The sequence below is a fragment of the Massilia sp. CMS3.1 genome, assembly GCF_051262535.1.
GTDB lineage: Bacteria > Pseudomonadota > Gammaproteobacteria > Burkholderiales > Burkholderiaceae_D > Telluria.
On the sequence record NZ_JBIMES010000002.1, the window covers coordinates 248375 to 271542 of the forward strand.

The 23168-nt window shown below is 63.9% G+C and carries 22 protein-coding genes; 12 read left to right on the plus strand and 10 right to left on the minus strand.

Going from position 1 to position 23168, the window contains the following annotated elements:
- Window positions 1-88: 88 nt before the first annotated feature.
- Together ACHAC9_RS04745 and ACHAC9_RS04750 are read right to left on the minus strand one after the other, a co-directional pair.
- A complete protein-coding gene (locus ACHAC9_RS04745) occupies window positions 89-676 on the minus strand; it encodes a lytic transglycosylase domain-containing protein (protein ID WP_435758091.1) in 588 nt (195 codons plus the stop codon).
- 59 nt (window positions 677-735) lie between these two features.
- Complete coding sequence (locus ACHAC9_RS04750) at window positions 736-2466, minus strand: proline--tRNA ligase (protein WP_435757650.1); 1731 nt, start codon at window positions 2464-2466, stop codon at window positions 736-738.
- A 203-nt stretch (window positions 2467-2669) separates the two neighbouring features.
- Here ACHAC9_RS04750 and ACHAC9_RS04755 point away from each other — a divergent pair, with 203 nt between their 5' ends.
- The 4 genes from ACHAC9_RS04755 (at window position 2670) to ACHAC9_RS04770 (ending at window position 6010) form a co-directional block, all read left to right on the plus strand.
- Window positions 2670-3287, plus strand: a complete 618-nt coding sequence (locus ACHAC9_RS04755; RefSeq protein ID WP_435757651.1) for an RNA pyrophosphohydrolase — start codon at window positions 2670-2672, stop codon at window positions 3285-3287.
- A gap of 138 nt (window positions 3288-3425) precedes the next feature.
- A complete protein-coding gene (locus ACHAC9_RS04760; RefSeq protein WP_435757653.1) occupies window positions 3426-4982 on the plus strand; it encodes a retroviral-like aspartic protease family protein in 1557 nt (518 codons plus the stop codon).
- Window positions 4983-5049: 67 nt separating this feature from the next.
- Window positions 5050-5478, plus strand: coding sequence for a DUF1841 family protein (locus tag ACHAC9_RS04765; RefSeq protein WP_435757655.1), 429 nt, complete (start codon window positions 5050-5052; stop codon window positions 5476-5478).
- A gap of 184 nt (window positions 5479-5662) precedes the next feature.
- Entirely contained in the window at window positions 5663-6010 is a 348-nt protein-coding gene (locus ACHAC9_RS04770) for a hypothetical protein (protein ID WP_435757657.1), read from the plus strand.
- Between the two features lie 181 nt (window positions 6011-6191).
- Here the strand turns inward: ACHAC9_RS04770 and ACHAC9_RS04775 are convergent, their stop codons facing one another.
- Window positions 6192-6533: a c-type cytochrome gene (locus ACHAC9_RS04775; protein WP_435757659.1), complete on the minus strand. Its 342-nt coding sequence runs from the start codon at window positions 6531-6533 to the stop codon at window positions 6192-6194.
- Window positions 6534-6550: 17 nt separating this feature from the next.
- Window positions 6551-6886 carry a c-type cytochrome gene (locus tag ACHAC9_RS04780; RefSeq protein WP_435757661.1) on the minus strand — a complete coding sequence of 112 codons (336 nt, stop codon included), beginning with the start codon at window positions 6884-6886 and terminating at the stop codon, window positions 6551-6553.
- Window positions 6887-7073: 187 nt separating this feature from the next.
- On the opposite strand from ACHAC9_RS04780, the gene ACHAC9_RS04785 reads away from it, so the two are divergent.
- From ACHAC9_RS04785 to ACHAC9_RS04800, 4 genes are read left to right on the plus strand one after another with little or no spacing between them, the layout of a single operon-like run.
- On the plus strand, window positions 7074-7928 hold the full coding sequence (locus ACHAC9_RS04785) for an AAA family ATPase (protein ID WP_435757663.1): 855 nt from the start codon (window positions 7074-7076) through the stop codon (window positions 7926-7928).
- Window positions 7925-8515: a GNAT family N-acetyltransferase gene (locus tag ACHAC9_RS04790; RefSeq protein ID WP_435757666.1), complete on the plus strand. Its 591-nt coding sequence runs from the start codon at window positions 7925-7927 to the stop codon at window positions 8513-8515. The genes ACHAC9_RS04785 and ACHAC9_RS04790 overlap by 4 nt, the downstream gene beginning before the upstream one ends.
- 4 nt (window positions 8516-8519) lie before the next feature.
- Complete coding sequence (locus ACHAC9_RS04795) at window positions 8520-9692, plus strand: vWA domain-containing protein (protein WP_435757668.1); 1173 nt, start codon at window positions 8520-8522, stop codon at window positions 9690-9692.
- Between the two features lie 4 nt (window positions 9693-9696).
- On the plus strand, window positions 9697-10806 hold the full coding sequence (locus ACHAC9_RS04800) for a saccharopine dehydrogenase family protein (RefSeq protein WP_435757670.1): 1110 nt from the start codon (window positions 9697-9699) through the stop codon (window positions 10804-10806).
- Window positions 10807-10819: 13 nt separating this feature from the next.
- On the opposite strand, the gene ACHAC9_RS04805 is transcribed toward ACHAC9_RS04800, so the two are convergent.
- Window positions 10820-11428, minus strand: a complete 609-nt coding sequence (locus tag ACHAC9_RS04805; protein ID WP_435757672.1) for a CPBP family glutamic-type intramembrane protease — start codon at window positions 11426-11428, stop codon at window positions 10820-10822.
- A gap of 233 nt (window positions 11429-11661) precedes the next feature.
- On the opposite strand from ACHAC9_RS04805, the gene ACHAC9_RS04810 reads away from it, so the two are divergent.
- Both ACHAC9_RS04810 and ACHAC9_RS04815 read left to right on the plus strand, forming a co-directional pair.
- Complete coding sequence (locus ACHAC9_RS04810) at window positions 11662-12864, plus strand: cation:proton antiporter (RefSeq protein WP_435757674.1); 1203 nt, start codon at window positions 11662-11664, stop codon at window positions 12862-12864.
- On the plus strand, window positions 12854-13990 hold the full coding sequence (locus tag ACHAC9_RS04815; protein ID WP_435757676.1) for a YbdK family carboxylate-amine ligase: 1137 nt from the start codon (window positions 12854-12856) through the stop codon (window positions 13988-13990). The genes ACHAC9_RS04810 and ACHAC9_RS04815 overlap by 11 nt, the downstream gene beginning before the upstream one ends.
- A gap of 40 nt (window positions 13991-14030) precedes the next feature.
- On the opposite strand, the gene ACHAC9_RS04820 is transcribed toward ACHAC9_RS04815, so the two are convergent.
- From ACHAC9_RS04820 to ACHAC9_RS04830, 3 genes are all read right to left on the minus strand, one after another.
- A complete protein-coding gene (locus ACHAC9_RS04820) occupies window positions 14031-14354 on the minus strand; it encodes a hypothetical protein (protein WP_435757678.1) in 324 nt (107 codons plus the stop codon).
- An 89-nt stretch (window positions 14355-14443) separates the two neighbouring features.
- The gene (locus tag ACHAC9_RS04825; protein WP_435757680.1) at window positions 14444-15430 is read right to left on the minus strand and encodes a gamma-glutamyl-gamma-aminobutyrate hydrolase family protein; all 987 of its coding nucleotides are present in this window, start codon (window positions 15428-15430) and stop codon (window positions 14444-14446) included.
- A gap of 69 nt (window positions 15431-15499) precedes the next feature.
- Window positions 15500-16315 carry a response regulator gene (locus ACHAC9_RS04830; RefSeq protein ID WP_435757682.1) on the minus strand — a complete coding sequence of 272 codons (816 nt, stop codon included), beginning with the start codon at window positions 16313-16315 and terminating at the stop codon, window positions 15500-15502.
- Between the two features lie 267 nt (window positions 16316-16582).
- Between ACHAC9_RS04830 and ACHAC9_RS04835 the strand changes: the two genes are divergently transcribed.
- Both ACHAC9_RS04835 and parC read left to right on the plus strand, forming a co-directional pair.
- On the plus strand, window positions 16583-18580 hold the full coding sequence (locus ACHAC9_RS04835; protein WP_435757684.1) for a DNA topoisomerase IV subunit B: 1998 nt from the start codon (window positions 16583-16585) through the stop codon (window positions 18578-18580).
- A gap of 17 nt (window positions 18581-18597) precedes the next feature.
- Window positions 18598-20928 (plus strand): DNA topoisomerase IV subunit A, encoded by a 2331-nt coding sequence (gene parC, locus ACHAC9_RS04840; RefSeq protein WP_435757686.1) that lies wholly within the window; start codon window positions 18598-18600, stop codon window positions 20926-20928.
- A 69-nt stretch (window positions 20929-20997) separates the two neighbouring features.
- On the opposite strand, the gene ACHAC9_RS04845 is transcribed toward parC, so the two are convergent.
- On the minus strand, window positions 20998-21543 hold the full coding sequence (locus ACHAC9_RS04845; protein WP_435757688.1) for a hypothetical protein: 546 nt from the start codon (window positions 21541-21543) through the stop codon (window positions 20998-21000).
- A 122-nt stretch (window positions 21544-21665) separates the two neighbouring features.
- Entirely contained in the window at window positions 21666-23105 is a 1440-nt protein-coding gene (locus ACHAC9_RS04850) for a M64 family metallopeptidase (protein ID WP_435757690.1), read from the minus strand.
- Window positions 23106-23168: the final 63 nt, after the last annotated feature.

Genomic DNA, 23168 nt, shown 5'->3' on the forward strand with positions numbered 1-23168 from the left:
GTCTACACCGCAAACGGGAGGGTGTGGCGATGTTGATATGTTGTGGAATTGTTGAGGCGTTCAACGCGTGGACGGGGACCCGTCCACCCTACCGTTGCGCCACCGCCACCGGATTGAATTCCCACTTCTTCCACGCCGCCAGCACCGCGTTCGGATACTGCGGCTTGCCGCGGCTGCCGTTGTAGCGGCCCAGCGCCAGATACAAATTGCCGCGCTCCATGTCGATATACATGCGCAGGATCGCGCAGCCGTAGCGCAGGTTGGTTTGCATGTGGAAGAGTTTGCGGCGGTCGTTGTCGCCGATGACCTTGGTCCAGAACGGCATCACCTGCATGTAGCCGCGCGCGCCGGCAATCGAGACGGCATATTTTCGGTAGGCCGACTCGACCTGGATCAGGCCCAGCACCAGGCCCGGATCGAGCCCGGCGCGGGTCGCTTCGTACCAGGCCGACTCGAGGAACTCGGTACGCGACTGGTCGTCCGGCAGGCGCTTCTTCAAACGCGTGGACATGTCGGTGAACCACGCCTGGTAGCGCACGCGCGCCGCCTCGTCACGGAACACCGGCTTCGGCGGACGGGTGTCGGCGATCGCGTTCGACAGCGCCAGGCGGACCGAGTCCGCCAGCGCTTCTTCCTTCTGGTTGCCGGCGTGCACGCTCCCGCCCGCGGCAAACATTGCCGCGCACAGGATGCCGCCCAGCCAGGACCTGGCCCGGCTGTGTAAGCCCGACAGCATCACTGGCCCAGCTTGCCCTTGATGAAGCCGACCATGTCCGCCACGGGTACAGGGGTCGCTTCGGTGTCGCGGCGGCCCTGGTATTCAAGGTTGCCTTCCTTGAGGCCGCGCTCGCCGATGACGACGCGGTGCGGTACGCCGATCAGCTCCCAGTCGGCGAACATCGCGCCTGGACGCAGGCCGCGGTCGTCGACGATGACGTCGACGCCAGCTGCTTCCAGCTCCGCGTACAGCGTCTCGACCTGCGCCTTGACCATCTCGCTGCGGTCCATGCCCATCGGGCACAGCACGAGCTGGAACGGCGCCAGCGCGTCCGGCCAGACGATGCCCTTGTCATCGAAATTCTGCTCGATCGCCGCGCCCAGGATGCGGGTCACGCCGATGCCGTAGCAACCCATCTGCAGCGGCGCCGGCTTGCCGTTTTCGTCCAGAAAAGTAGCGCCCATCGCCTTCGAATAGGCCGTGCCGAGCTGGAACACATGGCCCACTTCGATGCCGCGTTCGACCGCCAGCACGCCATTGCCATCCGGCGAAGCATCGCCCTCGACCACGTTGCGCAGGTCGGCAACGATCGGCTCGGGCAGGTCGCGGCCCCAGTTCACGCCCGTCAGGTGGTAATCAAGCTCATTCGCGCCGCACACAAAATCGGCCATGTTCGCGACCGTGCGGTCGGCAACGACCGTCACCGGCAGCTTCGGTGCGACCGGACCGAGGTAGCCCGGCACGGTGCCGTAAACCTCGAGGATTTCGGCCTCCGTCGAGAAACGGTGACCCGCGAGACCAGCGACCTTGCCGACTTTTACCTCGTTGAGTTCGTGGTCGCCACGCAGCAGCAGCATGAAGTATTGTTTGCTGACTTTGCCATCGGCTTCCTTCTCGACCGTCAGCGCGATGGTTTTCACCGTCTGCGACAACTGCAGGCCCAGCAGTTCAGCCACGCTTTCGCACTTGGTTTTACCGGGCGTCGCTACGCGGGTCATGGCTTGCGCCGCCGCGCCGCGCTCGCCGATGGCCAGCGCCTCGGCCGCTTCCATGTTGGCCGCGAAATCCGAGCTCGGGCAGTACACCAGTGCATCTTCGCCAGTGCTGGCGATGACGTGAAATTCGTGCGAGCCGGTGCCGCCGATGGCGCCGTTGTCGGCTGCCACCGCGCGGAACTTCAGGCCGAAGCGGTTAAAGATGCGGACATAGGCATCGAACATGATCGCGTACGACTTCTGCATGCCCTCGACATCGCGGTCGAACGAATACGCATCCTTCATCGTGAACTCGCGGCCGCGCATCAGGCCGAAGCGCGGACGGCGCTCGTCGCGGAACTTGGTCTGGATATGATAAAAATTCAGCGGCAACTGGCGGTAGGATTTGATCTCGCCCCGCACGACGTCGGTCACGACTTCTTCCGAGGTCGGCTGGATCGCGAACTCGCGGCCATGGCGGTCCTTCACGCGCATCAGTTCCGCACCCATCTTGTCCCAGCGGCCGGTTTCCTGCCACAGCTCGGCCGGCTGCACGACCGGCATCAGGAGTTCGAGGGCACCCGACTTGTTCATTTCTTCGCGGATGATGGCCTCGACCTTGCGGATCACGCGCAGGCCGATCGGCATGTACGTATAGATACCGGAGCCCAGGCGCTTGATCATCCCGGCGCGCATCATCAACTGGTGGCTGACGATCTCTGCGTCGGACGGCGCTTCTTTAAGCGTAGAAATAAAAAATCGTGAGGCGCGCATATCGATGAATTCTTTTTAAAAAGAGAGAGTTATAATCGACCTAATTTTAAAGGATTAGCTGGCTGATGCGTCCAATCTTTGTACAAATGGGTCCGGAACACGCAGCGTCCGCCGTTTTCGTCGTACACGAGGGAAGCTGACGCGTGGATTTGTAGGTAAAAATGTAAGGGACCAGAAGCCGGCAGAAAGTTTCGAGGTGCTTTATGCTCGATCGGGAAGGGTTTCGCCCCAACGTCGGCATCATCCTGCTTAACGCCAATAACGAGGTGTGGTGGGGCAAGCGGGTGCGCGAGCACTCGTGGCAGTTTCCGCAAGGGGGTATCAAATACGGCGAAACGCCGGAACAGGCGATGTACCGCGAGCTCGAGGAGGAAATCGGTTTGCGCCAGGAGCATGTCAAGATCGTGGGACGTACCCGCGACTGGCTGCGCTATGAGGTGCCCGACCATTTCATCAAGCGCGAGATCCGCGGCCATTACCGCGGTCAGAAGCAGATCTGGTTTTTGTTGCGCATGGTTGCGCGCGACAACGACGTGAACCTGCGCCTGACCGACCATCCGGAGTTCGACGCCTGGCGCTGGCACGACTACTGGGTGCCGCTGGACGTTGTCATCGAGTTCAAGCGCGACGTCTACCAGCGTGCGTTGCAGGAATTGTCGCGTTTCCTCACCATCCCGCCCAACGGCGGACATGGCGAGCGGCGCCACACTGCGCGTTACTTGCGCCAGCCGCGCACCGGCAGCGCGGCCGGCGCCAAGCCTGCTGCCAAGGCGCCTCTCGTCATTGCCGAACCGCAGTTGATGCTGGCGCCGGACAAATAAGGATCGCCGCAAGGCATGCAAGCGCCCCACGCAGGTGGTGGCGCTTGCTTTTTTTTTGCCCGAGTCCAGTCGATGTTCACGTGTTATTTCAGCAATTTAATAGTTGCACAATGACAACCCTGCTATTAGAATCGGCTGATGCCACCGACTCTTTCCCACGCCGTTGTCGCGCTCGCCATCTGCGGGTTCTTGCTTCCTGCTACCGTCCGCGCCACACCGCAGACCGGGACCGACGCTCCCACATGCCACTACCTGCAAGTGGCAAAGCTACCCCTGCAGTACACAGGCCCCGGCCTGGAACTGACGACCCAGGGCAGGATGCACGGCAGCCCGGCGACCATGCTGGTCGATACGGGCGCCTTCGACACCCTGCTGACCCGCACCGGCACCGAGCGGCGCAACTTGATGCTGCGCGGCACGGGAGGCTATGCGCAAGGCATCGGCGGGTACGCGACCATTTATCAGACACAGATCAAGGAATTGTCGGTGGGTCCGGCGAAAATCGGCCGCAGCTGGCTGCCGGTGCTGGCCGACTTCGGCGTCCCGCCCCCGTACGACGCCATCATCGGCGCCCCCTTCCTGCTGCAGGCGGACATGGAGTTGTCGCTCGCGACCAAGGAGCTGCGCTTTTTCCGGCCACACAAGTGCGGCGACAGCTTCCTTGCCTATTGGGATCCGGCGGCGATGGAAATTCCCTTCGAAACCAGCCCCGACCGCAGCCCGAATCCACGCTTCACTGTACTCGTCAACGGCAAGAAAATGCGGGCGATGATCGATACCGGCGCTACCACGACCGTCATAGGCCTGAAGGCGGCCCAGCGCGCCGGCCTGAAACTCGATGCACCGGGCGTTACCCGGCTGTCAGATGCGGTCGGCATTGGCACCAATCGCGTGCCACGCTGGAGCACCACTTTCGACACCTTCCAGGTCGCCGATGAAACCGTGCGCAATGCGGAAGTCGGCGTGATCGACTGGGATGACCATGTCGACATCGTGCTCGGCGCCGATTTCCTGCGCGCCCACCGCGTGCTGTTCGCCATGAGCCAGCGAAAAATCTACCTCTCCTACATTGGCGGCGAGCCGTTTGGCCAGCGGCGCAAGCTCGAACCGTGGATTCAACAGGAAGCCGACGCCGGCAACGCAGATGCGCAATTTGTCCTGGCCGGGATGTACACGCGCGGCGGCGTGATCCCGAAAGACGCCGCGCTGAGCGCCAGCTGGCTCGAAAAGTCGGCGCGCGGCGGCAATGGCCAGGCAAACCTGATGGTCGGCCGCAGCCTGATGCTGCAGGGCTTCCCCGAGGAAGCCGCCACCCGCCTGCGCAGCGCGCTCGACAAACTGCCCTCGCACCGCGCGGCGGCATTGTGGCTCTATCTCGCGCGGGTGCGCAGCAAGCAGCTTGCGCTGGCAAAGAGCGAACTGGCGGCCAGTTTCGCGCAGAATGCGGACAATGCCTGGCCGGGGCCGGTTGCCGATTTTTACTTGGGCAAGATCACGGCCGAGGCATTGCTGAAGCAGGCGGCGCGCGACCGCACACTGGCGCAGAAGAACACCTGCCAGGCGCTGTCGGCCATGGCGGAATGGCATGGCGCGCACGGTGAACGCGAGCGGGCAGCGGCACTGGGCGCCCAGATCAAGGCCGAGTGCCTTGCGCAACCCGCAGGCGCGGCCACGGCGGCGCAGGCATCGCACTGACGGCGCCGCGCGCGCCTTCGCGGCGCGCGCTACAATACCGGCCACGCCAACGTTTCGCTTAACTTCCATGTTCACGCCCTCCTCGCACGACGTGCGCCGCTTCTTCTGCGAAGCCTGGCGCAAGCAGCGCGCCGGTGAAGTCCTCACGCCAATGGACGCCATCGCCGCCGACTGGATCGTCCAGCACCCCGAATACCACGACGCCCTGATGGACGCCGACGAAGCCGTCGCGCGCGACTATTCGGTCGAAGGCGGCCAGCCGAATCCTTTCCTGCACCTGTCGATGCACCTGTCGATCGCCGAACAGGTCTCGATCGACCAGCCGCGCGGCATCAAGGCCGCCCACGATATGCTCGTTGCCCGCATCGGCAAGCACGATGCCGACCACGACATCATGGAATGCCTGGGCGAGATGATCTGGAAATCGCAGCGCACCAGCACGGCGCCGGATACCGAGGCGTATATCGAATGCGTGCGGCGGCGCGCAACGCGCTAGTTACGGTGCAGCGATCGGGAAGCGATACAGTAAAGCGGCCGAGGCCGCCTTTTTCGTATCATGTTCCAGATCGCAACAGCTAGCTACCGGCGAACGTGCAACCGGCATCGGCGGAACGCGCGCGATCTACGCGACCAAGGTCGAGGAATTCAAGGTCGGTCCGATCCGCGCGGACCGCGGCAGCATGCCTGTGCTGGGCAGCTTCGACCACACACCCAGTTACGAAGGCATCCTCGGTGCGCCCGCCCTGTTCCAGACAGACATGGAAATATCGCTCGCGACCAAGGAACTGACCTTCCTTGTCCCTGAAAAATGCGGCGCCACCTTCCTCGGCTATTGGGGCGGGAACGTGCAGGACATACCGCTGCGACGCCACAACCAGAACCACATGAATCCGCATTTCTTCGTCCGCATCAATGCTGTGGAAATGGAGGCCATGATCGACACCGGGGCCGTCGTCAGCCTGATCAGGCAGAGCAAGGGGGTGGCGCCCGACGCCGCACTGGCCGCTGCACAGCCCTGTCGGCGATAGCCGATTCGCATCGGCTGAAAGCCGGCTGCAGCGACACCGGGCAGACTTTTACCGCCATCGGGGATGAAGCGCCTCTTATTGGCGCAGGAAAAATAGAATCCCCCGGATCCGGCCTCGAGGCCGAATCCGGGGGATCCGAATCCTGATTGCTTGTCCGGGCCTTAGCCCGACCGCAGGCTGCTTACTTGCGCACCACCAGCTGCGACGGCAGGCTGCTCAAATAGGCGCCGATATCGGCCATGTCCTGCTGCGAGAGCGGTTTCGCAAAACCGGCCATGATCGGGTTGCTGCGGCCATTGGCCTTGTCGCCGCCACGCTTGTAGGCGCTCAGTGCGTGCGTTAGGTAGTCGGCGTGCTGGCCGGCCAGCTTCGGATAGCTCGGGTCGATCGGCTTGTTATAGTCGGCGCCGTGGCAGGAGGCGCAGTTGTACTTCTTGGCCAGCTCTTCGCCGCGCTTGATGTCGGCGGCGGAAGAAGCGAAGGAAACGGCGCCGAGGGCCAGCGCGATGATCAGTTTTTTCATGGCGTGTCGTGGCTCTCTCATTTTCGGCTCTGGGCGTTCTGCTGCGAATAATACGCGGCGACGTCGGCGATGTCCTGATCCGACAGGCTGACGGCGATACCGCGCATCGACGGGTGCTTGCGGTCGCCCTTCTTGTAGGCGTGCAGCGCGGATTCGATGTACTTGGCCGACTGACCACCAATCATCGGCACCGGGTACACCTCGGGGAAGCTGGCCTTATAGCCGGGAATGCCGTGGCAACCGATGCACATTTCGATCTTGCTCTGCGCTGCCTTCGGATTGCCGACGACCTCCGCTGAGAATGCGGAGCCGGCACTGGCGGCCAGAACGAGTACTGCCAAAAGTTTTTTCATGGTGGGAATCGCAAAATTTTTAATCGAATACCGCTACCGCACAAAAAGCCTGGAACCAATTCAGTACTAATAAGCTGTTGATTCTAGCCCAACAAAAGATTGCAGTCTACCAACGGCGCGTGCAGCGTCAGCCGCGCCCGAAGTTCTGGCATATACTCGCACTTTCCCCTCTTTACTATTGACGCGTATGCAAGCCCATCCCCGTTTCGAAGGCACCGAAAGCTATGTCGCCACCGACGACCTGAAGCTGGCCGTGAATGCCGCCCTGACGCTGCAGCGTCCGCTCCTGATCAAGGGCGAGCCCGGCACCGGTAAAACCATGCTGGCCGAGGAAGTGGCCGCCGCGCTGAACATGCCGCTGATGCAGTGGCACGTCAAATCGACCACCAAGGCCCAGCAGGGCCTGTACGAATACGACGCCGTCTCGCGCCTGCGCGATTCGCAGTTGGGGGACGAGCGCGTACGCGACATCCACAATTACATCGTCAAGGGCGTGCTGTGGCAAGCCTTCATCGCGCCCGAACCGGTGGTCCTGCTCATCGACGAGATCGACAAGGCCGACATCGAATTCCCGAACGATTTATTACGCGAACTCGACCGCATGGAGTTCTACGTCTACGAGACGCGCGAAATGGTCGTCGCAAAACACCGCCCGCTGGTGATCATCACCTCGAACAACGAGAAGGAACTGCCGGACGCTTTCCTGCGCCGCTGCTTCTTCCACTACATCAAATTCCCGGACCGCGGCACGATGGCCGACATCGTGCAGGTGCACTATCCACGCCTCAAGCAAGAGCTCCTGAGCGCTGCCCTGGAAAGTTTTTATGCCGTGCGCGACATCCCCGGCATCAAGAAAAAGCCATCGACCTCCGAATTCCTCGACTGGCTCAAACTCCTGATGGCCGAGGACATCCCGGCCGAAGCGCTGCACAGCAAGGACAACAAAGCCGTGGTGCCGCCGCTGCACGGCGCACTTCTGAAAAACGAACAGGACGTGCACCTGTTCGAACGCCTGCTGTCGATGTCGAGGATGAATCGATGATTCACGTCGAGCCGGTCGCGCTCGAATTCAACGGCGTGCGCCTCGAGCCTTTATCGCTCGCGCATGTCGAGGGTTTACGCATGGCTGCCGCCGACGGCGCGCTGTGGAACCTGCGCGTGACCTCGGTGCCGGAACCGCACCGCACCCAGGCCTGGGTGCATGCGGCGCTGGAGATGACGAACCGGGTCGCCTTTGTCGTGGTCGACGCCGCCACTGGCGACGTGCTGGGCACGACCAGCTACCACGACATCCTGCCCGAGGTCGACCGGGTCGAGATCGGCTACACCTGGTACGCGCACAGCGTCCAGCGCAGCAATGTAAACACCAGCTGCAAATTGCTGCTCCTGTCGCACGCCTTCGATACGCTCGGCTGCGCGGTGGTCGGTTTTCGCACCGATAATTTCAACCACGCCTCGCAGGCGGCGATCGAACGGCTCGGCGCGAAGAAGGATGGCGTGATCCGCCACCACGCCCTGCGCCGCGACGGCACCGTGCGCGACACCGTCATGTACAGCATCGCGCGCGGCGAATGGCATGAAATCAAAACGCATTTGCATTACCAACTGACCCGGCACGCCGCACTCTAGACACATGCTGATCGATTTTTTCTTCGCGCTACGTAACGCCAAAGTCCCGGTCTCGATCAAGGAATTCCTGACCCTGCTCGAAGCTTTGGAAAAGAGCGTCATCGCCCCTTCCCTGGACGAGTTTTATTATCTCGCGCGCCTGGTGATGGTGAAGGACGAAGCCCACTTCGACAAGTTCGACCGCGCCTTCGGCAGTTATTTCAAGGGCATCGAGGCCGTGTTCGACACGACCAAGGGCGAAATCCCGCTCGACTGGCTGATCAAGCGCATGGAGCGCGAACTGACGCCCGAGCAGAAGGCGGCGCTGGAGAAATTCGGCTATGACAAGCTGATGGACCGCCTGAACGAACTGCTCAAGGAACAGAAGGAACGCCACGAAGGCGGCAGCAAGTGGATCGGCACCGGCGGCACCTCACCCTTCGGCCACGGCGGCACCAATCCGGAAGGCATCCGCATCGGCGGCGCCGGCCGGAATCGCACGGCCGTGAAAGTGTGGGACCAGCGTTCGTACAAGGATTACGACGACGAGCGCGAACTGGGAACGCGCAACATCAAGGTCGCCTTGCGCCGCCTGCGCCGCTTCGCCCGCACCGGCGCGGCGGAAGAGTTCGCGCTCGACGCGACGGTACACGCAACGGCCAGCAATGCCGGCTACCTCGACATCCGCATGCAGCCCGAGCGCAAGAACCGCATCAAGGTGGTGATGTTATTGGATGTCGGCGGCACCATGGACGACCATATCGAGCGCACCGAGGAGCTGTTTTCGGCGGCGAAGAGCGAATTCAAGAACATGGAGTTCTACTACTTCCACAACTGCGTCTATGACTACCTGTGGAAGAATAACCGCCGCCGCCACGCCGAGCGCTTCGACACATGGGACGTGCTGCGCAAATACCCGCCCGACACGCGCATCATTTTCGTCGGCGACGCCACCATGAGCCCCTATGAGGTGCTGGCACCGGGCGGCTCGGTCGAATACAACAACGAAGAAGCCGGCGCCGAATGGCTGGCGCGTTTCTGCAACGCCTTCCCGAAATTCGCCTGGCTCAACCCCGAGCCCGAGCATCTGTGGCAATACCGCCAGTCGATCTCGGTGATTCGCCAGATCATGAACAACCGGATGTTCCCGGTCACGCTCGAGGGGCTCGAGCGCGCAATGCGGCTGCTGAGCAAATAGGCAGGTGGGCACGCGCGTCCTCGTCATCGGCGGCTACGGCTTCTTCGGCAGCCGGCTGGTCGAACTCCTGTCGCGCCAGCCCAGGCTGCACATCCTCGTCGGCGGCCGCTCCCAGGCCTCAGCCCAGGCCCTGGCAGATAAACTAAGCCCCGGCGCCAGTTCGCACCTGGAAGCCCTGGCAATCGACATCGACAGCCCGTCCCTTGCCCGCACCCTGTCGACTTTAAAACCCGACATCGTCATCCACACCGCCGGCCCCTTCCAGGGTCAGGACTACCGCGTCGCCGAAGCCTGCATTGCAGCGAACGCGCACTACATCGACCTGGCCGACGGCCGCGCCTTTGTCGCAGGCATCAGCGCGCTGCACGCGGCCGCCGAGCGCGCCGGGGTGCTGGTCACCAGCGGCGCCAGCTCGGTCCCGGCCTTGTCGAGCGCGGTCGCCGATACCCTGGCTGCCGGCATGGCGCGTGTGACGGACATCGACATCGGCATCAGTCCCGGCAACCGCACCGAGCGCGGCCTGTCGACGGTTGCGGCCATCCTCGGCTATTGCGGACAACCACTGCCGGGCGGCGCCCCTGGTGCGGCAGTCGGCTGGCTGGGCACGTATGCCCATCGCTACCCCGCCCCGGTCGGCCGGCGTTTGCTATCTCCCTGCGATGTCCCCGATCTGGTCCTGCTCGGCCCGCGCTTTCCCGGCAGCCCGCGCCTGCGTTTCGGCGCCGGACTCGAGCTGACGGTGCTACACCGGGGAATGAACCTGATGGCGCTGCTGGCCCATCGCGGCCTGGTGCGCAACTGGGCGCCGCTCGCGCCGCTGCTCAAGCGCGCGGCCGACTGGTTCCGCCACCTGGGCTCCGACGCCGGGGCCATGCATGTCCGGGTAAGCGGAGCGACGGCGGATGGCGCCAGCCTGACCCGCAACTGGGCGCTCGTGGCCACCGTTGGAGACGGCCCCTTCGTTCCCACCCTCGCCGCCGCCGCGCTGGTGCGGCGCCTGGCTGCCGGTCAGCCGCTTCAGGCCGGCGCCCTGCCCTGCCTCGGGCTACTGTCTCTTGCCGACTTCGAGCGCGAGGCCGCCGGCCTGAACATCACAATGACAGCCGAAGCGTGACGACAGGGGCGTCTCAGCGCGCTCCCCGCAAGGCATTGCGCACCACGTACAAGCCCACCACATCGAGCGCCGTATGCACCATCATCGCCGCCAGCAAGCCCACATACTGGTAAATAAACCCGAGCGCAACGCTCACCCCGAACACCCCCGCCGCCTGCACCAGGGTCGCCTTGTTCAACTTGCGGAACTGGTACACCGGCGTGTGCGTCACCAGGAAGATCACTGACGTAATCCACACCCCCAGAAGCGGCTGCAGCGCCGCGCGGAACAGTAGCTCTTCGCCGATCGCGGCGGCCAGGCTGATCCATACCGGATTGAAGCCCGACAGATCGAGGCGGCCATAGGCGGTCACGGTATTGCGGGTCGCCTCCGAGGTCGCGGTGAGGCGATAGCTGACATAGGAAAATACAGCCGCCAGCGCCGACAATCCGAGGCCATACAGCAGCTGCGAGCCCAGTGCCATTGGCCCCAGGAACACCGCTAGCGGCCGTTGCTCGGCCACGAAAATGATCAGGAGCGCGATCAGGGAAAACACGACGCAAGTCAATACCTGGGCGGTCAGGCGGATCGGCGCACGGGGCGGCTGAGGCTGCAATTGCGGCGGGCTTGGTGCTGGAGACATGGCGGAGTGTCGGGACAAAGCGACAAATGAGGAATCGAAAAGGCCGTCTGGCCACGAAGCGGCAAGCCTGCTGGCCGACCACCCGCCATTCTAGCCAGCGGCGCGCATGCTGACAACGAACTCATCGGCTAGAAGACGGTCCAATCGTGCGCAGCTTGGGCCCAGCTCGTCTTGTAAAATCGGCAAAAGACCAGCCCGCCCGCAGTTGAGCGCACTGTTTTCGAGGAGCATGCATGCCCGACCTGTTGCCGATCCTGACCAGCCTGGCGTGGCCGTTCGCGATCGCCATCGCCTGGATTGCCGGGGAATTCGGGCAACGCTGGACCGGGTTGCCGCGCATCAGTTTTTATGGCGTGGTCGGCTTCGTGCTGGCCGGCCCCCAGCTCGGCATCCTGCCCGTGCCCGACGGCGGCGCGGTGCCGATGCTGGCCGACGTCGCTTTTGGTTTGATCCTGTTCGAGCTCGGCTACCGCATCAACCTGCGCTGGCTGCGCACCAATCCCTGGATCGGCATCAGCGGCCTGGTGGAATCGCTGGCGACCTTCATTGCCGTCTACCTGATCGCGATCGCCTTCGGGACCCCGCAACTGACTTCGCTGATGCTGGCCTCGCTGTCGATGGCGACCTCCCCGGCCACCGTGGTGCGGGTGATCAACGAACAGCGCAGCTCGGGCCAGGTGACGGAACGGGTGCTGCATTTGACTGCGCAAAATTGCGTGCTGGCCGTGTTCGCATTCAACGTCGCCGTCGGCTTCTGGATTTTCCGCACCTTCGAGGATCTGGGCGACGCCATCTGGAACAGCCTGGTCTTGCTGGCCGTCTCGCTCCTGACCGGCGCCGTGTTCGGCCTGGCCGTGCCGGCGCTGCTGCGCGCGCTCAAGAATCCGCGCCAGGATGCGACCGTCGCGTTTGCGCTGGCGGTGATTTTGCTGGTCGCCATTTCGTATGCGGGCGGCCTGTCGCCGGTGGTGTCGACGCTCGCGTTCGGGCTGGTCGCACGCCATCGGCGCGTCGCCTTCAGCCAGGCCCAGCGCGGCTTCGGGGCACTGGGCGAATTGCTCACCGTGCTGCTGTTCGTCTTCGCCGCCTCGACCCTCGACTGGCAAAAGGTCGCCGCCGGGGGCCTGTTTGCCCTGGTGATCGTGGCAGCACGCTTGGTCACCAAGACCGGCGGCGTCATGGCCTTTGCCCACCTGTCCGGCGTGTCCTGGCGCAAGGGCGCGCTGGCCGGCGTGGCGCTGGCCCCCTTGTCCGTGTTTGCCATCCTGCTGCTCGAACACGCGCGCCTGCGCGGCGTGCACGTGGTCGAGGAACTGCGTTCGGTGGCGGCGGTGATGCTGCTGCTGGAGGTGTTCGGTCCGATCATCATCCAGCGCGCCCTGGTCTGGGCGCGCGAGGTACCGCAGACCCAGCCGGAGACGCGCCATGCCGCTTGAACCGTTTACCGCCTCCACGCCGCTGACCTTCGGCGTCGAACTCGAACTCCAGCTGGTCAGCCTGTCCGACTTCGATCTCACCGCCGCCAGCCCGGATTTGCTGCACCTGCTGGCCCGCAAGCCCTTTCCGGGAAACGTGACGCCGGAGATCACCGAGAGCATGATCGAGATTAATTCGAGCGTGCACTCGTCCTATGCGCCCTTGCTGGCGGAGTTGCAGGAAATCCGCGACACCCTGGTGGCAGCCGGCGACCAACTCAATATCGGCATTGCCGGCGGCGGGACGCACCCCTTCCAGCACTGGTCGGAACAGAAGATCTTCGCCAAGCCGCGCTTCGAGCACCTGTCGTCCTTGTACGGCTACCTGGCCAAGCAGTTCACCGTGTTCGGCCAGCACGTGCACATCGGTTGCAGCAATGGCGACAACGCCATGTACCTGCTGCATGCGCTGAACCGCTACATCCCGCATTTCATCGCATTATCAAGCTCGTCGCCCTTCGTGCAGGGCCAGGACAGCCTGTTCGATTCGGCGCGTCTGAATTCCGTGTTCGCCTTCCCGATGAGCGGGCGCGCGCCCTTCACACTCCGCTGGGCCGAGTTCGAGTCAAACTATTACGCGAAGATGGAGCGCACCGGCATCATCAAGAGCATGAAGGATTTTTATTGGGACCTGCGCCCGAAACCCGAATACGGCACCATCGAACTGCGGGTGTGCGATACGCCGCTGACCGTCGAACGCGCCGCCGCGCTGGCCGCCTATTTACAGGCACTGTGCGGCTACCTGCTGCAGCGTCTTGAAGCGCCGCCGGTCGAGGACGATTATCTCGTCTATAACTACAACCGCTTCCAGGCTTGCCGGTTTGGACTGGAGGGGACGATCACGCATCCGAAAAGCTACGAAAACCTACCGATTCGCGAAGACATCCTGGCGACGCTCACAAAAATGGCGCCCTACGCGGCAGAGCTGGGGAGCCTGGACGGCTTGCGCCACCTGGCTGCGGCAGCGGGCGGGGGCAGCGACGCGGCGCTGCTGCGCCAGCAATACGAGCGCCAGGGCAGCGTCGAGGGGATGGTGCATGCGGCGATCAACTGGTTCCGCGGCGAGCGGCGGTTCAGACGCAGGTAAGGCATCGCGGCCACCTGCGGCGAGTCGGGCGTCAAGCTCTTCACGCCGCGCTCACCCTGCTCGAGCGCATGATCCGCTCGATAAAATTCCGTTTTACGGGCTGCGGCATCCCCTCATCGACCAGCGCCGCCCACCGTTCGCACAACTGCTCGCAAGTCGCGCGCAGCACCGGATCGAGGTCGGGCAGGCATGTGAGCGCACGCAAATGGCGCTCGATCACCGAGGCCAGGCGCACGCATGGCTTGTCCTTGTCGTCGCGCGCGCTGTAGTGCGACATCAGGTGCAGCAGCGAGGCGAGCATGACGGCCTCGCGCTGGGGCATGGCGTGCGCCGGCATGGCGGTGTCTGCGAATGGGTGGTTCATGGCGTTCCCTTTTGATCAGTCGTTAATGAGAATGATTCTCATTCATTATGATCAAGGGAGGAATGGGATGCAAGCGGTTTTGCAAACACCTACAACCGCGTCTCTCTTGCCGCCCTTAAAAACTCGTCCAGCACCGGCGTGCAATCGAGCAGGTCCGTCCCGCCGGCCCGGTGAAATTCCGGATGCCATTGCAACCCCATCACGAAATCGGCCTTGTCGTAGCGGATCGCCTCGACGATCCCGTCCGGATACGACATTGCCTCGACCCGGATATCGCGTCCGAGCTCTTTGACCGCCTGGTGATGGATCGAATTGACGATCGGTCTTGCCGCCTGCGGGAACATGCGCCCCAGCGTCGAGCCGGGCGGGAATTCGATCGCGTGACGGTGGGCGTCGTAGTCGGTGTGCACGTGGGCGAGCGCCGCCGGCACGTTGGTCGCCACGTCCTGGTACAGGGTGCCGCCAAAGGCGACGTTGATCAGCTGGCAGCCGCGGCAGACGCCGAGCACCGGTTTACCGGCCTCGACGAATTCGTGCAGCAGTTCGAGTTCGTATACATCGCGCGCGCGGTCGCCGCTCCATTCGGGGCGCGTCGGCGATTCGGAATAGGTCTGCGGCGACACGTCCGCCCCGCCCTGCAGCACCAGCCCGTCCAGGTGGCGCGCGTAATGGCGCAGCGTGATGTTGCTGGGGTGGAGCAGCCCGTTCGTGTTCACCGTCGGGATCATGAACACCAGCACGTCGCGCGACATCACCCACTGGGCGATCGACTCTTCCAGATACTGAAGGTTCTTGCTGCGCAGGCCAGTGGAACCCGGTTCCGGATGAAAGATGCGGGCCGAGACGCCGATGCGCAGCGTGCGGCGTAGAAGATCGCGGCTGAAGCGGTCGCGCAGGGCGCGCCAGCGCGAACGCAGCACGCGGCCTGCCAATGCAAACGGGGTGTCGCCGGGACGCTGGTAGCGCGGCTGGCCGCTTGCCGCGCGGCGGTCGGGGACGCGCTGTGGTGCATCCTCACGGTTTTCCAGCGGCGGGCCGGGTGCCTCGCCGCGGCGCTGTGGTTGATCGTCTGCCATGGCCCAAATATAGCCCTGCCATTGCCGCGCACGATTCGAAGTTGTAACAAAATGACACCGGCTGAGCTGTCAAGCCGGCAGTGCCGGCAGGCTGGTCAATCGTTGCAACATGGCGACCAGGCTGCGGTCGCCGACCGGCTTGTCGAGCAGTCCGCGCACGCCGGCGCCGCGCGCCAGCGTGCTGTCGTAACTGAAGGTGCGCCCGACCAGCAGCACCACGGCCGTGCGCCCTGCCCCTTCCTGGGCCTTGATGGTCCGGCTCAGGTGGTAGGGATCGATGCCGGGCGCGGCGGTATTGATCATCGCCAGCGCCACGTGCGTCTCGTCGCACAGGCGTACCGCCACCGGCGCGCTGTCGGTCCAGGCGATCGCCAGGCCACGTGCGCCGACCAGGCCGGCCAGGTGATCGCGGAACGCGCCGCCCTTGTCGACGATGAGCACCTTGCCGTCGCGCGGTGGCTGCCGCTCGGCCGCGCAGCCGGCCTCCGGGCCGAGCCGCGGGCGGCGCCGGCGTTCGGCCAGGAAGGGCTCGCCGCGTGCAATGAGCAGCGCCAGTGCGCGCCGCCGTTCGGCCAGCATCTGTGCCAGGGTCTCGTGCAGGAGCGGGGGATCGAGCGGGAGCGCCAGATGGTCGTAGCCGCCGTGGCCGTCGCCGCCGATCACCAGCGCGGGCGGGGCGCAACGCATGCCATCGAGCCAGGCAAGGGCAGCCGGATCGGTACCGTTGGCAATGACGATGTCGGGCTCCTGCAAACTGTCGTCATGCAGGCAGCCATACAGCGGTCCCGAGGGCGGAGCCGCGTGAAGCAGCGTCGCCATATGGCGGGCGTGCTCGGACCCGAATCCCAGCAGACGTACTGCGGTCGGAATTTTGTGTGGATGCATGATCATCACCGGTGCGTGCCACACCAACAGCCGCGGACCTGTTGTGCAAAAGCTGCTCGGCTTGCGATAATCACTGTATGCATGTACAGTACCATCCTTGGCCGATGCCATTCGCTCAACGGTTTCTCGGGGCCGCTTGACATAGCAACCTTGCGTACCAATCTAGTCACGTTCTCGCGCGTTGACAAGCACAATCGATTACGCCACTCCTGCTTTTTCCCTCCGACAAGATAGAATGCGCAGGCTTTCGACATAACACTGATCAGCATGGCAACCAAGAAACCCGCACCCGACTACAGCGAATCATCCATCCGCGTCCTCAAAGGACTCGAGCCCGTGAAGCAACGCCCGGGCATGTATACCCGGACCGAGAACCCGCTGCACATCATCCAGGAAGTCATCGACAACGCCTCGGACGAGGCGCTCGGCGGCTACTGCAACAACATCGGCGTCACCCTGAACGTCGACGGTTCCGTCACCGTCGAGGACGACGGCCGCGGCATCCCGGTCGGCATCCACCCGGAAGAAGGCGTGTCCACGGTCGAAATCGTGTTCACGCGCCTGCACGCGGGCGGCAAGTTCGACAAGGGTTCCGGCGGCGCCTACGCGTTTTCGGGCGGCCTGCACGGGGTCGGCGTCTCGGTCACGAATGCGCTCTCGAAGCGCCTCGAAATCACCGTCTGGCGCAAGAACGAGGACGGCACTGGCGTCCACAACCTGGTTTTCGCCGGCGGCGACGTGATCGAACCCCTGACCTCCGCGCCCTTCGAGCGCGGCGGCAAGAAGAACGGCACCCGCGTCACCGCCTGGCCGGACGCGAAGTACTTCGATTCGCCGAACATCCCGATGCCGGACCTCGTGCGCCTGCTGCGCTCGAAAGCCGTGCTGCTGCCGGGCGTCACCGTCACGCTGACGATTGCCAAGACCGGCGACGTCCAGACCTGGCGCTACGACGAAGGCCTGCGCGGCTACCTGACCGAAGCGATGGCGCAGTCCTCGAGCGGCGAGACGGTGATCCCGCTGTTCGAGGGTGCCGCGTATGCAGCGCCTGGTGACGAAAACTTTGCCGAAGGCGAAGGCGCGGCCTGGGTCGTGGCCTGGAACGAGGAAGGCGGCGTGGTGCGCGAGTCCTACGTCAACCTGATCCCGACGCCAAGCGGCGGCTCGCACGAGTCGGGCCTGCGCGACGGCCTGTTCGGCGCCGTCAAGGGTTTCGCGGAGCTGCATGGCCTGCTGCCGAAGGGCGTCAAGCTGTTGCCGGAAGACGTGTTCGCACGTGTTTCGTTCGTGCTGTCGGCGAAAGTGCTGGACCCGCAATTCCAGGGCCAGACCAAGGAACGCCTGAACTCGCGCGATGCCGTCAAGCTGGTGTCGACGTTTACGAAGCCGCCGCTCGAACTGTGGCTGAACCAGCACGTCGAATACGGCAAGAAGCTGGCCGACCTCGTCATCAAGCAGGCGCAGTCGCGCATGCGCTCGCTGCAAAAAGTCGAAAAGAAGAAATCCTCGGGCGTGGCTGTGTTGCCCGGCAAGCTGACCGATTGCGAATCGACCGACCTGACCCGCAACGAACTGTTCCTGGTCGAGGGCGACTCGGCGGGCGGCTCCGCAAAAATGGGGCGCGACAAGGAATACCAGGCGATTTTGCCGCTGCGCGGCAAGGTCTTGAATACCTGGGAAACCGACCGCGACCGCCTGTTTGCGAACAACGAGATCCACGACATCTCCGTGGCGATCGGGGTCGACCCGCATTCGCACGGCGATTCGCCGGACCTGACGGGCCTGCGCTACGGCAAAATTTGCATCCTGTCGGACGCCGATGTGGACGGCTCGCACATCCAGGTTTTGCTGCTGACGCTGTTCTTCAAGCACTTCCCTGCCCTGTTCAAGCATGGCCATATCTGTGTTGCGCGTCCGCCGCTGTACCGCGTCGACGTGCCGCCACGCGGCAAGAAGCCGCTGCAAAAGCTGTACGCGCTGGACGAGGGCGAACTGCTGGCGATCGAGGACAAGCTGACGAAGGACGGCCTGAAGGAAGGCAGCTGGAACATCTCGCGTTTCAAGGGCCTGGGCGAGATGAACGCCGAGCAGCTGTGGGAAACGACGATGAACCCGGACACCCGGCGCCTGCTGCCGGTGGCCCTGGGTGGTTTTGATCACGGCGAATCGAGCGCGCGTTTCAACATGTTGATGGGCAAAGGCGAAGCCGCCGCACGCCGTGCGTGGATCGAAGAACACGGCAACGAGACGGAAGCGGATATTTGAACCGAACGAACTGAATTATGACAATCCAAGCAAACCTCTTCGAACAAGCCGCAGCGCCCGCCGACGACGACATCGAAACGCTGACCCTGTCCACCTTCGCAGAACGCGCCTATCTCGACTACGCGGTCTCGGTGGTCAAGGGCCGCGCCCTACCCGATGTCGCCGACGGCCAGAAGCCGGTACAGCGCCGCATCCTGTACGCGATGAACGAACTCGGCCTCGGCCCGACCGCGAAGCCACGTAAATCCGCGGCCGTGGTCGGCGACGTGCTCGGCAAACTGCACCCGCACGGCGACCAGTCGGTCTATGACGCCCTCGTGCGCATGGCCCAGGACTTCTCGCTGCGCTATCCGCTGATCGACGGCCAGGGCAATTTCGGCTCGCGCGACGGCGACGGCGCGGCGGCAATGCGCTACACCGAAGCCCGGCTGACCCCGATCGCGCGCCTGTTGATGGACGAGATCGACATGGGCACGGTCGACTTCCAGCCGAACTATGACGGTTCGACCAATGAGCCGCGCACGCTGCCGGCGCGCCTGCCGATGGTGCTGCTCAATGGCGCCTCCGGTATCGCAGTCGGTCTGGCCACCGAGATCCCGTCGCACAACCTGCGCGAAGTGGCCGACGCGGCAGTGGCGATGATCCGCAATCCGAAGATGACGCATGCGGAGCTGATGGCGATCATTCCCGGCCCGGACTTCCCGGGCGGCGGCCAGATCATCACCCCGGCATCGACCATCGCCGAGATGTACACGACCGGCCGCGGCTCGATGAAAGTCCGCGCGCGCTGGAAGATCGAAGAGCTGGCGCGCGGCCAGTGGCAGGCGGTGGTGACCGAATTGCCGCCGGGGACGTCGACGGCGAAGGTGCAGCAGGAGATCGAAGAGATCACCAACCCGAAGATCAAGCTGGGCAAGAAGACGCTGACGCCGGAACAGATCGCCCTCAAGCAGACGGTGTTGAATTCGCTCGACACGATGCGCGACGAATCGGGCCGCGAAGCCGCCGTGCGCCTGGTGTTCGAGCCGAAGTCGAAGAACCAGGACCAGACCGAGTTCATGCTGCTGCTGCTGGCGCATACCTCGCTCGAGAGCTCGGCGCCGATCAACCTGGTGATGATCGGCGGCGATGGCCGTCCGCGCCAGAAGGGCCTGGGCGACATCATCCAGGAGTGGATCGATTACCGCTTCACCACCGTGCGCCGCCGTACCGAGCACAAGCTGGGCAAGGTCAACGACCGCATCCACATCCTCGAAGGCCGCGAGATCGTCCTGCTGAACATCGACAAGGTGATCGCCATCATCCGCAATTCGGATGAGCCGAAGGCGGCGCTGATGGAAGAGTTTGGCCTGTCCGACCGCCAGGCCGAGGACATCCTCGAGATCCGCCTGCGCCAGCTGGCGCGTCTGGAGGCGATCAAGATCGAGCAGGAGCTGGCCCAGCTGCGTGGCGAGAAGGAAAAGCTGGAAGACATCCTGGCCAATCCATCGACCATGAAGCGCACCATCATCCGCGAGATCGAAGCGGACGCCAAGGCCTTCGGCGACCCGCGCCGTACCCTGATCGAAGAAGCGCAAAAGGCCGTGGCCGAGCAAAAGATCGTCGACGAACCGGTCACCGTGATCATCTCCGAAAAAGGCTGGGTCCGCGCACGGTCAGGCATCGGCCACGATCCGGTCCAGTTCACCTTCAAGCCGGGCGACTCGCTGTACGGCGCGTTCGAATGCCGCACGATCGATTCGCTGGTCGGCATTGGCGACAACGGCAAGGCCTATTCGGTGCCGGTGTCGGCGCTGCCCGGTGCGCGCGGCGACGGCGTGCCGATCACGACGCTGGTCGACCTCTCGGGCGGCATACGCATCCTGCACTACTTCGCAGGAACCGCCGACACGCGCTTGCTGCTGGCGACCTCGAACGGCTTCGGTTTCATTTCGAAGGCGGGCGACATGGTCAGCCGCCTGAAGGGCGGCAAGTCCTTCATTACGCTCGATGATGGCGCACTGCCGCTGCCGCCGCGGATCGTATCCGACGCGGCCGGTGCGCTTGCTTGCCTGTCCGGCAATGGCCGGGTGCTGGTGTTCGGCATCGACGAAATGAAGGTGCTGACCAATGGCGGGCGCGGCGTGACGCTGATGGAACTCGATCCGAAAGAGCAGCTGCTGGCGGCGCAACCGATCAGCCAGAAAGGCGTGAACGTGATCGGCACCTGGGCCGGCTCGAAGCCGCGCACGGTGGAGCTGTTCGCGTCGGGGCTGGAGCCGCACTTCGGCAAGCGGGCAAGAAAGGGCAAGCCGCTGTCGCAGAAGTTGAAGGCGACGGATCTGGCGATGCGGGCCACCGGCGAATAAGCCGTTCATTACGCCCACGGACAAAAAAAATGCCGGCTCGCGCCGGCATCTCTTTTACAACAAACCCAATTACTTCTTGGCCGCTGCCTTGTGCACGTCGGCCATCGCCTCTGCGCGGACCTGTTCGGCCTTGGCCGATGCCTGCGCCTTGTCAGCGGCGGCGCCAACCTGAACCTTCAGCGACTTTTCGTCGGCCTTGATCATGGTCTTCTCGGCCTTCAGGTTCGCTTCCGAGACCTTCTCTTCAGCCTTGGCGATCGCCTTGGCGCGGTCTTCCGGATCGGCCTTGGTGATCTTCTCGGCGGCGTTCGCGTGCACCTTCACGGCCTTGGCGTGCGCCTTGGCTTTCTTTTCCTGCGCATCGGCGACGGCCTTGGTGGCTTTCTCGTCAGCCTTGGCGACGGCCTTCATTTCCTTCGCTTCCGCCTTGGCGACGTCGACTTCGGCGCGGGCTTCAGCCTTGACGATGGCCTGGGTGTTGGCCGGCATCACGTTGGTGGTCGACGCGGTGCTCGTGACCGGCGTGGTGGTCGTGACCGTGGTCGTGGTGGCGGTCTGCGCATAGGCGCTGGTAGCAACGAAACCGGCGATCAGGGTGAGGATAAGTTTGTTCATGGTGTGTCCTTTCAAAGCATATGGCGGGTTGCGGGTCTCTTGCCCGCACTGTTTAACTTTATATCAAGTCTGAACCCAGAATAGGCCCTGCCGGGCAACGGGTCTGTTCGCCAGCACACAGACTACTGCTGAGTAGAATCAGCGCCTTTCAGCCGCGCCGGCCCCGCGTACAGGTCGATGATCTCGACGATGCCGTCCTGGCACACCGGACAGAACGCCTCGCTGCGGTCGAACATGATGCACTGCATCGCCGGCCGGTAATACCCCGTCGCTTCATAGTTCGCACCCTCGAATGCGCCGACCGCGTGCCGGTGCGGCTGTTTCGCGAATAGCGCGCGGGTAGCCGCCAGGTCTTCGCGAAACAGCGCGTTCATCTCGCTCTCGGGACGGTTCCCCGCCCGCAGCGCAGCGCGCCGTTTCTGGTAGGCGCGCGAGGCCTCTTCATATTCCGCCTTCGGCCACGGCGTCGGCAGCGGCGTGCCCGCCTTCAGGTGCCGCTTCCATTTCAGGTTGGCCGGGTCGCGCAGCGCCGTGGCGTTCGGCTCCCACGGTTCCATGCGCGTGCCGCTGGCGGCATAGGCCACGGGCGAGGTGTAGTACTCGTCGGCGAGACCGGCGAAATGGTGGCCGAACTCGTGCACGAACAGGTAGGGCGCCCATTCGTTGCCGGCTGCCGCCGTGCTGAACTGGCCGAAGATCCCGCCGCCGCCATAGGTCTCGTTATTCACCAAAATTTCGATGAACTCGTAGGGCGCATGCTGGGCGATCTCGCGCAAGGCCCGGTTGTCGAGCGTGAGGACATAGCGCTCGCTTCCAAAAATGTCGTAGCGCGTGCCCAGTTTCGAGGCCCGGTGCATGCCGGTCGAGGGACGCGAGACGCCCGACTCGCTGGTCGGTACGGCCAGCGCCCAGACATTGAAATCGTCGGCACGCTCCTTGAAAGGCGAGACCGAGAACAGGTGCTGCGACAGGCGGCGCGCATCGGCCTCGAACTTTTTCATTTCACCCTGGGTGTAGCCGTCGCCCATGATCAGCAAGTCGACTTTTTGCGCCGACGGACCTTTCACGTGAATCGGGATCGGCGCGGCGGGCGCCGGGGCCTGCTTCCTCACTACCTCGGGCGCATCGGTATCGATCTCCACGCTCCAGGCCACCGAAAACGCATTCCGCTCGTCGCGCTTGAGGATGCGCACGCGCACCGGCCGATCCGGTTTTGGAAAGCGCACCGATTCCTGAAAACTGCGGCTGATCTTGCTCGCTTCTTCCGTCGTGCGCCATTCGCCAAAGATCGTGGAAAAGTCGCGCGAATAGATCAGGTCGCCCGTCTTGGCGTCCACCACCTCCACCCGGTTCTGGCCGCGGTTCGTGTTGTCCAGGCTGCGCCTGGTGTCGCCCGGCCAGGGGAGCGGCTCGATCAAGACCTGTTCCAGGGCGTAGCTGTCGGATAAGGCATTGCCGCTATGGCTGTAGTCGACGCGCACGGTGGCCGGCTGCGCCGCCTGTGCGAGGCCAGCGGCGAGCAAAGAGGCGACGGCGCACAGGCGCGAAATGAATCGAAGCATGGGGTGTCCTCGGGAAAACGAATTTCGGCATTGTAATCCTGACACCGGGCACACGGCGGCGGC

Excerpts from the sequence above, each read along its gene's own strand:
- ACHAC9_RS04805 (WP_435757672.1), bottom strand. The coding sequence starts at position 11,428 with ATGTCTCCAGCACCAAGCCCGCCGCAATTGCAGCCTCAGCCGCCCCGT.
- ACHAC9_RS04795 (WP_435757668.1), top strand. The coding sequence starts at position 8,520 with ATGCTGATCGATTTTTTCTTCGCGCTACGTAACGCCAAAGTCCCGGTC.
- ACHAC9_RS04835 (WP_435757684.1), top strand. The coding sequence starts at position 16,583 with ATGGCAACCAAGAAACCCGCACCCGACTACAGCGAATCATCCATCCGC.
- ACHAC9_RS04770 (WP_435757657.1), top strand. The coding sequence starts at position 5,663 with ATGCCTGTGCTGGGCAGCTTCGACCACACACCCAGTTACGAAGGCATC.
- ACHAC9_RS04760 (WP_435757653.1), top strand. The coding sequence starts at position 3,426 with ATGCCACCGACTCTTTCCCACGCCGTTGTCGCGCTCGCCATCTGCGGG.
- ACHAC9_RS04750 (WP_435757650.1), bottom strand. The coding sequence starts at position 2,466 with ATGCGCGCCTCACGATTTTTTATTTCTACGCTTAAAGAAGCGCCGTCC.
- ACHAC9_RS04775 (WP_435757659.1), bottom strand. The coding sequence starts at position 6,533 with ATGAAAAAACTGATCATCGCGCTGGCCCTCGGCGCCGTTTCCTTCGCT.
- ACHAC9_RS04785 (WP_435757663.1), top strand. The coding sequence starts at position 7,074 with ATGCAAGCCCATCCCCGTTTCGAAGGCACCGAAAGCTATGTCGCCACC.
- ACHAC9_RS04780 (WP_435757661.1), bottom strand. The coding sequence starts at position 6,886 with ATGAAAAAACTTTTGGCAGTACTCGTTCTGGCCGCCAGTGCCGGCTCC.
- ACHAC9_RS04790 (WP_435757666.1), top strand. The coding sequence starts at position 7,925 with ATGATTCACGTCGAGCCGGTCGCGCTCGAATTCAACGGCGTGCGCCTC.
- ACHAC9_RS04820 (WP_435757678.1), bottom strand. The coding sequence starts at position 14,354 with ATGAACCACCCATTCGCAGACACCGCCATGCCGGCGCACGCCATGCCC.
- ACHAC9_RS04850 (WP_435757690.1), bottom strand. The coding sequence starts at position 23,105 with ATGCTTCGATTCATTTCGCGCCTGTGCGCCGTCGCCTCTTTGCTCGCC.
- ACHAC9_RS04815 (WP_435757676.1), top strand. The coding sequence starts at position 12,854 with ATGCCGCTTGAACCGTTTACCGCCTCCACGCCGCTGACCTTCGGCGTC.
- ACHAC9_RS04745 (WP_435758091.1), bottom strand. The coding sequence starts at position 676 with ATGTTTGCCGCGGGCGGGAGCGTGCACGCCGGCAACCAGAAGGAAGAA.
- ACHAC9_RS04765 (WP_435757655.1), top strand. The coding sequence starts at position 5,050 with ATGTTCACGCCCTCCTCGCACGACGTGCGCCGCTTCTTCTGCGAAGCC.
- ACHAC9_RS04825 (WP_435757680.1), bottom strand. The coding sequence starts at position 15,430 with ATGGCAGACGATCAACCACAGCGCCGCGGCGAGGCACCCGGCCCGCCG.
- ACHAC9_RS04810 (WP_435757674.1), top strand. The coding sequence starts at position 11,662 with ATGCCCGACCTGTTGCCGATCCTGACCAGCCTGGCGTGGCCGTTCGCG.
- parC (WP_435757686.1), top strand. The coding sequence starts at position 18,598 with ATGACAATCCAAGCAAACCTCTTCGAACAAGCCGCAGCGCCCGCCGAC.
- ACHAC9_RS04845 (WP_435757688.1), bottom strand. The coding sequence starts at position 21,543 with ATGAACAAACTTATCCTCACCCTGATCGCCGGTTTCGTTGCTACCAGC.
- ACHAC9_RS04755 (WP_435757651.1), top strand. The coding sequence starts at position 2,670 with ATGCTCGATCGGGAAGGGTTTCGCCCCAACGTCGGCATCATCCTGCTT.
- ACHAC9_RS04830 (WP_435757682.1), bottom strand. The coding sequence starts at position 16,315 with ATGCATCCACACAAAATTCCGACCGCAGTACGTCTGCTGGGATTCGGG.